At 73.1% G+C, this 13,355-nt stretch carries 11 protein-coding genes; 5 read left to right on the top strand and 6 right to left on the bottom strand.

Annotated features, from left to right (window positions below; translation table 11 throughout):
• Positions 1-143: 143 nt before the first annotated feature.
• The 5 genes from hutH to ABZ924_RS00320 form a co-directional block, all read right to left on the bottom strand.
• Positions 144-1,685 (bottom strand): histidine ammonia-lyase, encoded by a 1,542-nt coding sequence (gene hutH / locus ABZ924_RS00340; protein ID WP_361902338.1) that lies wholly within the window; start codon positions 1,683-1,685, stop codon positions 144-146.
• Positions 1,686-1,821: 136 nt separating this feature from the next.
• Positions 1,822-2,937 (bottom strand): GGDEF domain-containing protein, encoded by a 1,116-nt coding sequence (locus ABZ924_RS00335; RefSeq protein WP_361901690.1) that lies wholly within the window; start codon positions 2,935-2,937, stop codon positions 1,822-1,824.
• A gap of 420 nt (positions 2,938-3,357) precedes the next feature.
• Positions 3,358-4,152 (bottom strand): enoyl-CoA hydratase-related protein, encoded by a 795-nt coding sequence (locus ABZ924_RS00330; protein ID WP_361901688.1) that lies wholly within the window; start codon positions 4,150-4,152, stop codon positions 3,358-3,360.
• A gap of 24 nt (positions 4,153-4,176) precedes the next feature.
• Entirely contained in the window at positions 4,177-5,331 is a 1,155-nt protein-coding gene (locus ABZ924_RS00325; protein ID WP_361901686.1) for an adenylate/guanylate cyclase domain-containing protein, read from the bottom strand.
• A gap of 170 nt (positions 5,332-5,501) precedes the next feature.
• Positions 5,502-6,380 carry a biotin--[acetyl-CoA-carboxylase] ligase gene (locus tag ABZ924_RS00320; protein WP_361901685.1) on the bottom strand — a complete coding sequence of 293 codons (879 nt, stop codon included), beginning with the start codon at positions 6,378-6,380 and terminating at the stop codon, positions 5,502-5,504.
• Positions 6,381-6,511: 131 nt separating this feature from the next.
• On the opposite strand from ABZ924_RS00320, the gene ABZ924_RS00315 reads away from it, so the two are divergent.
• The 4 genes from ABZ924_RS00315 to ABZ924_RS00300 all read left to right on the top strand — a co-directional run bounded on the left by ABZ924_RS00315 (position 6,512) and on the right by ABZ924_RS00300 (position 9,245).
• Positions 6,512-8,110: an acyl-CoA carboxylase subunit beta gene (locus tag ABZ924_RS00315; RefSeq protein ID WP_361901683.1), complete on the top strand. Its 1,599-nt coding sequence runs from the start codon at positions 6,512-6,514 to the stop codon at positions 8,108-8,110.
• A gap of 20 nt (positions 8,111-8,130) precedes the next feature.
• Complete coding sequence (locus tag ABZ924_RS00310; protein WP_361902335.1) at positions 8,131-8,343, top strand: acyl-CoA carboxylase epsilon subunit; 213 nt, start codon at positions 8,131-8,133, stop codon at positions 8,341-8,343.
• Positions 8,344-8,468: 125 nt separating this feature from the next.
• The gene (locus tag ABZ924_RS00305) at positions 8,469-8,600 is read left to right on the top strand and encodes a hypothetical protein (RefSeq protein ID WP_361901681.1); all 132 of its coding nucleotides are present in this window, start codon (positions 8,469-8,471) and stop codon (positions 8,598-8,600) included.
• Positions 8,601-8,621: 21 nt separating this feature from the next.
• Positions 8,622-9,245: a nucleoside triphosphate pyrophosphatase gene (locus tag ABZ924_RS00300; protein WP_361901679.1), complete on the top strand. Its 624-nt coding sequence runs from the start codon at positions 8,622-8,624 to the stop codon at positions 9,243-9,245.
• Here the strand turns inward: ABZ924_RS00300 and ABZ924_RS00295 are convergent.
• Positions 9,226-9,654, bottom strand: a complete 429-nt coding sequence (locus tag ABZ924_RS00295) for a hypothetical protein (RefSeq protein WP_361901677.1) — start codon at positions 9,652-9,654, stop codon at positions 9,226-9,228. The genes ABZ924_RS00300 and ABZ924_RS00295 overlap by 20 nt on opposite strands.
• Before the next feature lie 370 nt (positions 9,655-10,024).
• Here ABZ924_RS00295 and ABZ924_RS00290 point away from each other — a divergent pair, with 370 nt between their 5' ends.
• On the top strand, positions 10,025-11,788 hold the full coding sequence (locus tag ABZ924_RS00290; RefSeq protein WP_361901675.1) for a biotin carboxylase N-terminal domain-containing protein: 1,764 nt from the start codon (positions 10,025-10,027) through the stop codon (positions 11,786-11,788).
• Positions 11,789-13,355: the final 1,567 nt, after the last annotated feature.

Genomic DNA, 13,355 nt, shown 5'->3' with positions numbered 1-13,355 from the left:
GCCCACCCCCCGCTTCGAAAGCGGGAGCTGCGGCGGGAGGGCTGGCGAGGCCGACGGACAGGCCGCGCGGCCCGCATACGGCGGAGGGCCGCCTCCGGGGAGGTTCCCGGAGGCGGCCCCAGGCGGAGCGAGGCGGGGGGTCGTCAGGCCAGCGGGCCCGTCACGGACTCGACCGCGGTGACGAGGCCGCCCGAGCGGACGAAGGCATCGGCGGCGGCCAGGTCGGGCGCGAGGAAGCGGTCCGGCCCCGGACCCGCCACGCCGGCCTCCCGGGTACCCGCGATCGCGGCAAGGCTGGCCGGGGCGGCGGTCAGCCCGTGCCGCAGCTCGATGGCCCGGGTGGCCGCGTACAGCTCGATCGCGATGATCCGGGTCAGGTTGTCGATGGCGGTGCGGAGCTTGCGCGCCGCGGACCAGCCCATCGAGACGTGGTCCTCCTGCATGGCGGAGGAGGGGATGGAGTCCGCGGAGGCCGGCACGGCGAGCCGCTTCATCTCGCTGACCAGCGCGGCCTGCGTGTACTGGGCGATCATCAGGCCGGAGTCGACGCCGGCGTCCTCGGCGAGGAACGGCGGCAGGCCGTGGCTGCGGTTCTTGTCGAGCAGCCGGTCGGTGCGCCGCTCGGCGATGGAGCCGAGGTCGGCGGCCGCGATGGCGAGGAAGTCCAGCACGTAGGCGACGGGGGCGCCGTGGAAGTTGCCGTTGGACTCCACGCGGCCGTCGGGCAGGACGACCGGGTTGTCGACGGCGGAGGCCAGCTCGCGGGAGGCGACGAGGGCGGCGTGCGCAAGGGTGTCGCGCCCGGCGCCGGCGACCTGCGGGGCGCAGCGCACCGAGTAGGCGTCCTGCACGCGCGGGGCGGACTCCTCCTGGAAGTGTCCGGTGAGCCCGGATCCCTTCAGGACGGCGGCCATGTTGGCGGCGGAGGCGCCCTGGCCGGGGTGGGGGCGGATGGCGTGCAGCTCGGGCGCGAGGACCTTCTCGGTGCCGAGCAGGGCCTCGAGCGTCAGGGCCGCGGTGATGTCGGCGGAGGTGTACAGCCTGCCGAGGTCGGCAAGGGCCATGACCAGCATGCCGAGCATGCCGTCGGTGCCGTTGAGGAGGGCGAGGCCCTCCTTCTCGCGCAGCTCGACGGGCTCGATGCCGGCCTCGGCGAGCAGCTCGCCGGCGGGCCGGACGACCCCGTCGGGGCCCTCGGCATCGCCTTCGCCCATCAGGGTGAGCGCACAGTGCGAGAGCGGGGCGAGGTCCCCGGAGCAGCCGAGGGAGCCGTACTCGTGGACGACGGGCGTGATGCCCGCGTTGAGCACGTCGGCCATGGTCTGCGCGACGGACGGGCGGACGCCGGTGTGACCGGAGGCGACGGTCTTCAGGCGCAGGAACATCAGGGCGCGCACGACCTCGCGCTCGACGCGCGGGCCCATGCCGGCGGCGTGCGAGCGGACGATGTTGCGCTGGAGCTGGGCGCGCAGCTCGGGGCTGATGTGCCGGGAGGCCAGGGCGCCGAACCCCGTGGACACCCCGTAGACGGGCTCGGGCTTGGCGGCGAGGGAGTCGACGATCGCGCGGGAGCGGGCGAGGGCGTCGAGGGCCTCGGGGGACAGCTGGACCCGCGCGTTGCCGCGGGCGACGGCGATGACGTCCTCGGCGGTGGTCCCGGACGTCCCCACCACGACAGTGTGCATATCCATATTCAGCACCCTACGGACTGAATCGCTTCATGTCACTAGCGACTTTCACGAGCACCTGTTACGCAGCGCACGCACCGCCCCCGGACCGCCCCCGTGCGGCCTGCACGGCCCTGCACGGCCCCGGCGGCGCCTATGCCCGGCCCCGGAAGCGGCGCCGCTCGCCCGGCGCCTCCTGCTGCGCGGCGTCGGCGAGGCGCACCACCGCGGTGTCCCGGCCGGCGACGACGGGCCCCGCCGAGCGCGCCGCCTTGGCCTTGTACTGGGCGGCGTCGGCCAGCCGGAACAGCCGCCGGGAGGACTTCACGGGGCCGATCGGGTCCCCGGTCGAGGCGACCCCGCAGGCCACCCCCTCGCCCAGCTCCAGCCCGGCGGCCCGCCGGCACAGCTCCTCGGTCACCCGTACCACCTCGTCGGCGGCGGGCCCCACGCTGACCAGGCAGAACTCGTCGCCGCCGAGCCGGGCGGCGAGCGCGCCGGGCAGCATGGCCCCGCACAGGCTGAGCACGGACCCGAAGCGCTCCAGCAGCCGGTCGCCGGTGGCGTGGCCGAGGGTGTCGTTGACCCGCTTGAGGCCGTTGAGGTCGCACACGACCAGGCTGACGACGGCCTCGGCCCGGCGATGCTCCTCCAGGGCCTCGTCGAGTCGCATGTCGACGGCGCGCCGGTTGGCCAGCCCGGTCAGCGGGTCGGTGAAGGCGAGCCGCCGGGCCTCCTCCAGCCGGTCGTTCTGGGCGAGCCCGGCCGCGATGACGGCGGCCAGGACGGCCGCGAACTCGGCGTCGTCGTCGTCGAAGTCGGGCAGGCCGTCGTCGCGGGCCACGTACAGCTCGCCCCACGCCCGCCCGCTGAGCACGATCGGCGCGACGACGCAGGTGCCGCGGCCGCGGCGGCGCAGCTGCTCGCCGCGCCGCCCGGGCCGGCCGCCGCCGGCGCTCTCGACCCAGGCGTGCGGGCCGGCGCCGCCGACCCACCGCTCGTGCAGGAACTCGGTGATCTCGGGGAAGTCGTGCACGGGGTAGGACTCGTCCTCGGGGAACTCGGCCTCGTCGGCCCGGCGCTCTCCCTCGTTGACGAGCACCCTCAGCCGGCCCCGCTCGCGCTCCCAGGCGGAGATGGCGGCGAACGAGCCGTCCATGGCCAGCCGGGCTCCGCGCGCGGCCGCGCGCACGCTGTCCTGCGGCGCGACCGCGGCGGCCATGGCCTGGGCCAGGCCCACGACGGCTCGCAGCCGTCCGTCGACTCCCATCACCCCAGGTTAGGGAGTTTCGCCCGATTCGGAGACAGCAGGCGCGATACCGGGCGGCCCGCCGCCGCGGCTGCGGCTGCCGCGGGTCCGCTGCCGCTGCGCGGAGCCGTTCCCCTCCCCGCCCCTTCCCGCTGTGCCGGATTTGCGGCTCCGCCGCGTGGCGGGCTCCGCCCGGACCCGGTTCCGTGCGCTCCGCGCCCGGTGCGCTCAAACGCCGCGCGGGCTGGATTTTGCCGCTGCGCGGCAATTCCAGCCCCGCCGGCGTTTGAGGCGCGGGGTCTGGGGCGGAGCCCCAGGCGGGGCCGGGGCCGCAGGCCACGGTTTCTGGGGGCACCTCCCAGCGGTAGCTGGGGGAGAAGGGGCGGGGAGGGGATTCGCTCCGCGCAGCGGCAGCAGCAGGCGGCCGGCGGCCGGCCGGGGTCAGACCCCCGGCCAGTTCGGCCGGCGCTTTTCGTTGAACGCCGCTACACCCTCCGCGCGGTCGCCGGAGAAGGCCACCGTCCGCCACGCGGCGTCCTCGATCTCCAGGCCCGCCGCGAGGTCCATGCCGTGCCCCAGCCGAAGCGCCCGCTTGGCCGCCCGCAGTCCCACGGGGGAGTTCGCCGCCATCCGGGCGGCCAGCGCCAGCGCCTCGTCCCGGTCCGTGCCGGCCGGGACCACGGAGTCCACCAGGCCCAGGGACAGCGCCTCGGCCGCCTCCACCCGGCGCGCCGTGAAGATCAGCTCGGCCGCGCGGGCCGCGCCCACGCGCCGCGGCAGCAGCTGCGTGCCGCCGCCGCCCGGGATGACGCCGACGGACACCTCGGGCAGGCCGACCACAGCCGTCTCGTCCGCCACGATGACGTCGCAGGCCAGGGCCAGCTCGAAGCCGCCGCCGAGGGCGAAGCCGTGCACCGCCGCGATCGTCGGCATCGGCAGCTCCAGCACGCCCCCGTACGCACCGCGCGTGGTGGGCCGCTGGCGCAGCAGCTCGGCGTCGGAGAAGGAGTTGCGCTCCTTGAGGTCGGCGCCGACGCAGAAGGCCCGCTCCGCGGTCGAGGTGAGCACGACCACCCGGACCGAGTGGTCCGCCGCCAGCTCGGCGCAGGCCGCGCCGATGGCCCGCGCCATGTCCGTGGACACCGCGTTCATCGCCTTGGGCCGGTCCAGGGCCAGCTCGACGACCCCGTCCTCACCGTGCCGACGTACGCTGACGAACTCCGACTCCACCGACACAGGAACCCTCCCGGTTAACGAACGTTACCCGGGGATCTTAGGCTTCCGCCGCGTCAGCGACCAGGGCTCCACGACACCCAGCCCGCGCACCGGCCGCTGCCACATCGGCTGGAGCGCGAAGCGGTACGAGCCGCCGCCCTCCTCGGCCGCGGCCTCCTTCTCCGACACCGGCGCCGCACCCATGCGCCCGAGTTCCTCGGCCATGGCGCCGTCGACCAGCACCGCGTCCTTGGGGGCTATGGAGGTCAGGCGGCTGGCCAGGTTGACCGTGGTGCCGAAGACATCGCCCATCCGGGTCGTCACGGTCCCGAAGGCGATGCCGACGCGCAGCTCCGGCATCTGCGGGTCGGCCTCCATCGTCTCGATCAGCCGCAGCGCGATCTCGGCCGCCGTCGCCGCGTCGTCCGCGACGTACAGCACCTCGTCTCCGAGGGTCTTGATCAGTCGGCCGCCGTGCGCGGCGACCAGGTCCGCGGAGGTGGTCTCGAAGGACTCGACCAGCTCTCCGAGCTGCTCCTCCTCCAGCCGGCGGGTGAGCCGGGTGAAGCCCACCAGGTCGGCGAAGCCCACCGCCAGGCGCCGGTCGACCATCTCCTCGTCGTCCGCGGCCTGCACCACCCGCCCGGTGGCGGCCGCGAGCTGCCGCCGCCACACGTAGACGAGGAACTCCTCCAGCTCCGGCAGCAGCAGCTCGACCAGCGGGTACGTGACCTCCGTACGGGTCATGCCCGGCTCCGGCGGCTCGGTCAGCCCCTCCAGGAAGGAATCGATCTGCCATTCGGCCAGTCGGGCGGTGGTCTGCCCGGTGGAGCGGGCCACCTGCACCGCCATGGGCTCGCTCAGCAGCCCCGCCTCCACCAGGCCGGCGAGCCGGCGCAGCGCCAGGACGTCCGCCTCCGTCAGGGCCCGGGCCTGGCCGATGTCGGCGAAGCCCATGGCCCGCCAGAAGCGGGAGGCCAGCTCCATGGACACGCCCGCGCTGCGGGCCGCCTGGAACGGGGTGTACCGGCGCTCCGCACCGAGGATCAGCTGCTCCAGCCGGATGGCGAGCGGGTCCGCCGTCGGCTGGGCCGTGTGGTCCACCTCGTGGTGGGGAGTGTGCTGGTCGCGCCCGATCGGCGTGCCCGGGCCGCTGTGCCCGTGGGCGGACGCGCTGGACTTTGAGTCGTCGACGGTCAAGGGCCGCCTCCTGTCCATTCCGTGCGCACTGCCCTGGCGAACCGGTGATCGCCGTGAGGACCGGGATCGCCTAAACCATACGGCAGGTGTGCCGTAGCTCACTCCCCAGTCCTGCGACCTCTGCCCTCCGCGGGAGCCCCGGGCCGGTCCCGGCGCCCGGGGCGCCGCCGCTAGCGGACCGAGCGCAGGTGCACCACGTCCCCGGCTCCGACGGCCTCGTGGGCGTCCTCGGCGGTCCGTACGACGAGCCGCCCGTCCGCGTCCACGGCTTCGGCCGTCCCGGTGAGGGTGCGGCCGCCGGGCAGCTCGGCCCGTACGTGCCGGCCGAGGGTGGCGCACTCCGCCGCGTACGCCTCCTGCAGGCCGCTGGCGGCGGGGTCGCCGCCGGCCGCCCGCCAGGTGCCGTACCACTGCTCCAGGGAGCGCAGTACGGCCTTCAGCAGGGGCTCGCGGTCCGTCACCGCGGCCTTCGCCAGGAGCAGGGAGCCGGCTTCGGGGACGGGCAGCTCCTGCTCCGTCAGGCTGACGTTGAGCCCGATCCCGATGACGATGCCGTCGGCGACGCGCTCGGCGAGGATGCCGCCGGCCTTGCGCTCCTGGCCTTCCACGGTGACCAGCAGGTCGTTGGGCCACTTGAGGGCGGTGTCCACGCCCGCCGCGCGCGAGACCCCGGCCGCCGTGGCCACCCCGGCCAGCAGGGTCAGCCAGCCCCACTGCTCCTGCGGCACGGCCCCGCCGGGCTTGAACAGCACGGAGAAGAACAGCCCGGACCGGGCGGGCGCGACCCAGCTGCGCTCCAGGCGCCCGCGCCCGGCGGTCTGCTCCTCGGCGACGAGCACGGCCCCCTCAGGCAGCTCCGCGGCCCGGGCGGCGAGATCGGTGTTGGTGGACCCGGTGGCGGGGACGACTTCCAGGGAGGTCCACAGACCTCCGTCGGTGACGAGCGCCTGGCGCAGCGCACCGGCGTTGAGCGGCGGCCGGTCGAGGTCGGACCAGCGGTTCGCGGAGGCTCCGGAGGAAGCCTCTCCTGAAGCATCGGATGGCGTCATGCAACCCAGATTAGGTGTGTCAAACGCCGCACTGCCGAGCGCCATGCCCGCCGATACGCTACGCACGAGTAGCCAGCAGTAGTCAATCAATTGACCAGGCAGTTGACACCACACAGGGAGCCGCGACCCCGATGTCACAACCGTCAGAGCCGATCGACATCCACACCACCGCGGGGAAGATCGCAGATCTGCAGCGCCGTATCGACGAAGCCACCCACGCGGGGTCCGCGCGGGCGGTGGAGAAGCAGCACGCCAAGGGCAAGCTGACGGCGCGCGAGCGGGTGGCCCTGCTGCTGGACGAGGGCTCTTTCGTGGAGCTGGACGAGTTCGCCCGGCACCGCTCCACCAACTTCGGCCTGGAGAAGACCCGCCCCTACGGCGACGGCGTCGTCACCGGCTACGGCACGGTCGACGGCCGCCCGGTGGCGGTCTTCTCCCAGGACTTCACCGTCTTCGGCGGCGCCCTCGGCGAGGTCTACGGCCAGAAGATCATGAAGGTGATGGACTTCGCGCTGAAGACCGGCTGCCCGCTCGTCGGCATCAACGACTCCGGCGGCGCCCGCATCCAGGAGGGCGTCAGCGCGCTCGGCATGTACGGCGAGATCTTCCGCCGCAACGTGCACGCCTCCGGCGTGATCCCGCAGATCAGCCTGATCGTGGGCCCCTGCGCGGGCGGCGCCGTGTATTCCCCGGCCATCACCGACTTCACGGTCATGGTCGACCAGACCTCGCACATGTTCATCACCGGCCCGGACGTCATCAAGACGGTCACCGGCGAGGACGTCGGCTTCGAGGAGCTGGGCGGCGCCCGCACGCACAACTCCACCTCGGGCGTGGCCCACCACATGGCCGGGGACGAGAAGGACGCCATCGAGTACGTCAAGTCCCTGCTGGCCTACCTGCCGTCGAACAACCTCTCGGAGCCGCCGGCCTTCCCGGAGGAGGCCGACACCGAGGTCTCCGACGCGGACCGCGAGCTCGACGTGCTGATCCCGGACAGCGCGAACCAGCCGTACGACATGCACACGGTGATCGAGCACGTCCTCGACGACGGCGAGTTCCTCGAGACGCAGTCGATGTTCGCCCCGAACATCCTCACCGGCTTCGGCCGCGTCGAGGGCCACCCGGTCGGCATCGTGGCCAACCAGCCGATGCAGTTCGCCGGCTGCCTGGACATCAACGCCTCCGAGAAGGCCGCCCGCTTCGTGCGGACCTGCGACGCCTTCAACGTCCCGGTGCTGACCTTCGTGGACGTGCCGGGCTTCCTGCCGGGCACCGACCAGGAGTACAACGGCATCATCCGGCGCGGCGCGAAGCTGATCTACGCCTACGCCGAGGCCACCGTGCCGCTGATCACCGTCATCACCCGCAAGGCCTTCGGCGGCGCCTACGACGTCATGGGCTCCAAGCACCTCGGCGCCGACCTCAACCTGGCCTGGCCGACCGCCCAGATCGCCGTCATGGGCGCGCAGGGCGCGGTCAACATCCTGCACCGCCGCACCCTGGCGGAGGCGGAGGCCGCCGGCGAGGACGTCGAGGCCGTGCGGGCCCGGCTCATCGCCGAGTACGAGGACACGCTGCTCAACCCGTACACCGCCGCCGAGCGCGGCTACATCGACGCGGTGAGCATGCCGTCGGAGACCCGGGCGCACATCGTCAAGGCTCTGCGTCAGCTGCGCACCAAGCGGGAATCCCTCCCGCCGAAGAAGCACGGCAACATCCCCCTCTAGTCCGGGAGGTCAGTCCTGTGGTGATCAAGGTCGTCAAGGGGAATCCGACCCCCGAGGAGCTGGCCGCCGCACTGGCGGTGGTCCAAGCGCGCGCGGCGGTGCTGGCCTCGGCACCGTCGGGCGCTCCGCGGCCGGCCGACGCGTGGGCGGCCCCGGGCCGCGTGGCGCGGCGGACGGTGCCGCAGCCGGGGCCGAGGGCGTGGGCCCGTACGTACTGGCCCGGCCAGAGCTGAGCACGGCGGCGTGACCGGTGCCGGAAACGGTGCCGGCAACGGTTCCGGAAACGGCGTGAAACCACCGCGGCGCCTGAGTACCCGTACTCAGGCGCCGCAGCCGTCCCCGGGGCCAGGATCGGGGCATGCTGTGGTCAGACCCTGAGAACGAGCCGCCGAAGGACATGCGCGACGCGCAGGCGATGGTCCGTCGGATGACCGTGGTGGTCGTGCTCGCGATGCTGGTGGTCGTCTACGTCCTGGGCGTGGGCTTCTGATCCGCGCCTACGATGGCGGGCATGACTGCTGCCCAGGCCTCCCAGGCCCCCGCCCGCGCGCTCGTCCTCGCCTCCGCCTCCCCCGCCCGGCTGAACCTGCTGCGGCAGGCCGGGCTGGCCCCGCACGTGATCGTCAGCAACTTCGACGAGGACTCCGTCACGGCGGACTCCCCGGCCGAGCTGGCCCTGGCGCTGGCCGAGGCCAAGGCGGCGGTCGTGGCGACCCTGGACGAGGCCGCGGGCGCCCTGGTGATCGGCTGCGACTCGGTGCTGGAGCTCGACGGCGAGGCGCTGGGCAAGCCGGCGGACGCCGAGGAGGCCACGGCCCGCTGGAAGGCGATGCGCGGGCGGGCCGGCGTGCTGCGCACCGGGCACTGCGTGGTCGACACGGCGACGGGGCGGCGGGTTTCGGCCACGGCCTCGACCACGGTCCGCTTCGGCGAGCCGACGGACGCGGAGGTGGCGGCGTACGTGGCGAGCGGCGAGCCGCTGCACGTGGCCGGGGCGTTCACCCTGGACGGGCTGTCGGCCCCGTTCATCGAGGGCATCGACGGGGACCACGGCAACGTCATCGGGCTGTCGATGCCGCTGCTGCGCTCGCTGCTGGCCGAACTGGGCGTGTCGATCACCGACTTGTGGGCTTGAGCCAATTCCCCTCGGCCGCGTGCAGCGCCAGGGTCAGCACGAGCAGGCACAGGATCAGCATGGTCGCCGCGAAGGCGCCCCAGCCGACCAGGGCGGCGGCGAGGGCGCCGAGCACCCCGTGGGTGACGGCGGCGGTGACGATCACGACGCGGGCGAAGCCGCCGGGCGGCCGGTCCCGTACGGCGGTCACGGCGAGCAGGACCGCGCACAGGAGCAGGAACGCGGCGATGGCCGCCCCCATGGCGTACGTGGCCAGGGACATGACAGCCGGATCGGCGCCCGCGACCGACATCGACTGGTTGCGCGTGGTCCGCCCCAGCACGAAGTGCACCAGGGCGAGCAGCAGCGCCTCGGCGGCGACCACGGCGGAGGCCAGGCCCGCCACGGCCCTGCGCAGCACGACGTCCACGAGGCCCCACCCCTCCCACGTGTGTTCGACGTCGTGGAGGCTACTAACGGGTAAACGTACGGACAAGGGGTGTGCACCGCTTCGTTATAGGGGGTGCCCCGGTCGGCGATCCCGCAAAGAATGTGTGGGCCGTTCGTAGGGAATCGACAAAGAATCGCCGGGGGCCGCTGACCTGCCGCACAGAGACCGTGGCTACCTGACGGGGTTACTGTGCAGTCGGGGATCCCCCTGACCTGGGGCGCCACTTGGCCTTTCCTCGATCGAGGCGGACTCGAATCACACTCCGTGTGGGCAAGGTCACCTCTAGGGAAGGGTCGAAAGGCCGTGTGGGCAGTCCCTAAACTCAGCTTGTTTCAAGGAGGGAGCCATCGTGCGCAAGGTGCTCATCGCCAACCGTGGCGAAATCGCTGTCCGCGTTGCTCGGGCCTGCCGGGATGCCGGAATCGGGAGCGTAGCCGTCTACGCCGATCCGGACCGGGACGCCCTGCACGTCCGCGCGGCCGACGAAGCTTTCGCGTTGGGCGGTGACACCCCGGCCGCCAGCTACCTGGACATCTCCAAGGTCCTGCAGGCCGCCGCCGATTCCGGCGCGGACGCCATCCACCCCGGATACGGCTTCCTCTCCGAGAACGCCGAATTCGCGCAGGCCGTCATCGACGCGGGCCTGACCTGGATCGGCCCGCCGCCGCAGGCCATCCGCGACCTCGGCGACAAGGTCGCCGCCCGCCACATCGCGCAGCGCGCCGGCGCCCCGCTGGTCGCCGGCACCCCGGACCCGGTCTCGGGCGCCGAGGAGGTCGTCGCCTTCGCCAAGGAGCACGGCCTGCCGATCGCGATCAAGGCCGCCTTCGGCGGCGGCGGCCGCGGCCTGAAGGTCGCCCGCACCCTGGAGGAGGTGCCGGAGCTCTACGACTCCGCGGTGCGCGAGGCGGTCGCCGCCTTCGGGCGCGGCGAGTGCTTCGTCGAGCGCTACCTCGACAAGCCGCGGCACGTCGAGACCCAGTGCCTGGCCGACTCCCACGGCAACGTGGTCGTCGTCTCCACCCGTGACTGCTCGCTGCAGCGCCGCCACCAGAAGCTGGTCGAGGAGGCCCCGGCGCCGTTCCTCTCCGCGGAGCAGAACGCCGAGCTGTACGCCGCCTCGAAGGCGATCCTGAAGGAGGCCGGCTACGTCGGCGCCGGCACGGTCGAGTTCCTGGTCGGCGTCGACGGGACGATCTCCTTCCTCGAGGTCAACACCCGCCTCCAGGTCGAGCACCCGGTGACCGAGGAGGTCGCCGGCATCGACCTGGTCCGCGAGATGTTCCGCATCGCCGACGGCGAGGAGCTCGGCTACGGCGACCCGGTGCTGCGCGGCCACTCCTTCGAGTTCCGCATCAACGGCGAGGACCCGGGCCGCAACTTCCTGCCCGCGCCCGGCACCGTCACCAAGTTCAACGCGCCGTCCGGCCCCGGTGTCCGCCTGGACGCGGGCGTGGAGTCCGGCTCGGTCATCGGCCCGGCGTGGGACTCCCTGCTGGCCAAGCTGATCGTCACCGGTGCCACCCGTGAGCAGGCCCTGCAGCGCGCCGCCCGTGCGCTGGAGGAGTTCGAGGTCGAGGGCATGGCCACGGCCATCCCCTTCCACCGTGCTGTGGTGAGGGACCCGGCGTTCGCCCCGACCGACGGCACCCCGTTCAAGGTCCACACCCGCTGGATCGAGACGGAGTTCGTCAACGAGATCCCGGCCTTCGCCGCCCCCGCCGCGGACGAGGCCGAGGAGGAGCCGGGCCGCGAGACGGTCGTCGTCGAGGTCGGCGGCAAGCGCCTGGAGGTCTCCCTCCCGTCCTCCCTGGGCATGACCCTGGCCCGGACGGCCGCCGCGGGCGGCGCGAAGCCGAAGCGCCGCGCGGCGAAGAAGTCCGGCCCGGCCGCCTCGGGCGACACGCTGGCCTCGCCGATGCAGGGCACGATCGTGAAGGTCGCGGTCGAGGAGGGCCAGCAGGTCAACGAGGGCGACCTCGTCGTGGTCCTGGAGGCCATGAAGATGGAGCAGCCGCTGAACGCCCACCGCTCGGGCACGATCGTCGGCCTGACGGCCGAGGTCGGTGCCTCGCTCACGTCGGGCGCCACGATCTGCGAGATCAAGGACTGACGTCCCGAACACCCCGAACGCCGGCGGCTGGACCCCCAGCCGCCGGCGTTCGGCGTTCGGCGTTCGGCGTTCGGCGTTCGGCGTTGGACGTCAGAGGCGGATCCGCTCCCGGCAGCGGACCGGGTCAGCGGTCGTCGCGCGTGAGGTCTCCCCCACGTCGAGCACCACGGTGCGGATCACTCGCCCAGCCTGAGCGGGACCTCCGCCGGGGCTGGAGTACCGGCGGAAGGGAGCGGGTGGAACGGCGCTGAGCAGGCTTTCCGGCACTTGTGGCCACCCGCATCACCGGGTGAAGCGGGGTCGGGGGGTAGCGGGGTTCCGCCCGACCGGGATCAGGGAGGCCTTGGGGGTTTCCCGTCAGTCTCATCGTCCTTCCGCGTCGGGCCGGCCTGTCAAGGGCGCTCCCTTCGGTCGCGTCGCTACGCGATCGCCTCCGGCGACCCTTGACAGGCCGTCCCGCCACGGAAAGACAAAGACTGCCGGGAAACCCCCAAAAGGACGGCACGGGTCTACGAACAGAGGAGCGCCCCCGTCAGAGACCAGACGGGGGGCCGGGCCTCGCCGCACCGGGCATCCGGCCCCGTTTCCCACCCGGCCCCGGAGCCGCTCACGCGCCAGATCGCTACGCGCTCTTCTCGGCTCAGCGTCTGCGGCCCGTCCGGGGGCTGATACCCGCACCAGACGACGACTGGAAGGCCGTCGGAGCACCCAGGCGCACCGGATCGCTACGTGCTCCCGCTCTCTTGGCGTCCGCGGCCCGTCCGCCGCCGACACTGGGGTCGGCACGGGGGCTGATGTCCGCACCTGATGACGACCGGGAAGCCTCCGGAGCAGCCCAGGCGCAATGGAGCGCAGCGCTGCTCTCCTTGGGGCCTTTCGGGGCCCGGATGGGCTGCTGGTCGTCATTTGCTGCGGGTACCAGCCACGGACGACCGCAGGACGCCGAGCCGAGAGGAGCGCGTAGCGATCTGGCGCGTGAGGGTCTGCGGGGGCCGGTCTCTTCCGCGGGCGGTGCGGATGGGCGAACCCCGGGCGCCCGCCTCATCTGTGATCCGGCCGTCCCTTGTCCATGGACCGTGCCGTTCCTCTGGGGGGTTCCCGGCAGTCTTCGTTTTTCCGTGGCGGGGCGGTCTGTCAAGGGGCGCCGTAGGCGATCGCGAAGCGACGCGACCGTAGGGAGCGCCCTTGACAGGCCGTCACGACACGGAAGGACGATGGGACTGACGGGAAACCCCCAGCCCTTCTCCGATCCCGCCCGGGGAACCCTGCCCGTTCTAGCCCGCGCGCGTTTGAGCGCACCAGGCACGGAGCGCCCGGGCCTTCCAGCCCCGCCGGGGCCGTCCCAGACCCGCCGTGGCCGTCCCAAACCCGCCGTGGCCGTCCCAGCCCCGCCGGCGTTTGAGGCGGAACGGGTCCGGGCGGAGCCCGGTTTCGGGAAGGGGCGGGGAGGGGAACGGCTCCGCGCAGCGGCCGGCAACGACAACGGAACCGCCAACACAACCGGAATCAGAAACGGCAGCGGCTGGCCGATGAACTTCTTGGGCAGGGGCCGCTCGACTGGTTGCGG

This window comes from Streptomyces sp. NPDC046876 (assembly GCF_040645035.1).
GTDB lineage: Bacteria > Actinomycetota > Actinomycetes > Streptomycetales > Streptomycetaceae > Streptomyces.
The sequence above is the reverse complement of the archived record's forward strand: the minus strand, read 5'-3'. Positions and strand labels throughout refer to the sequence as shown.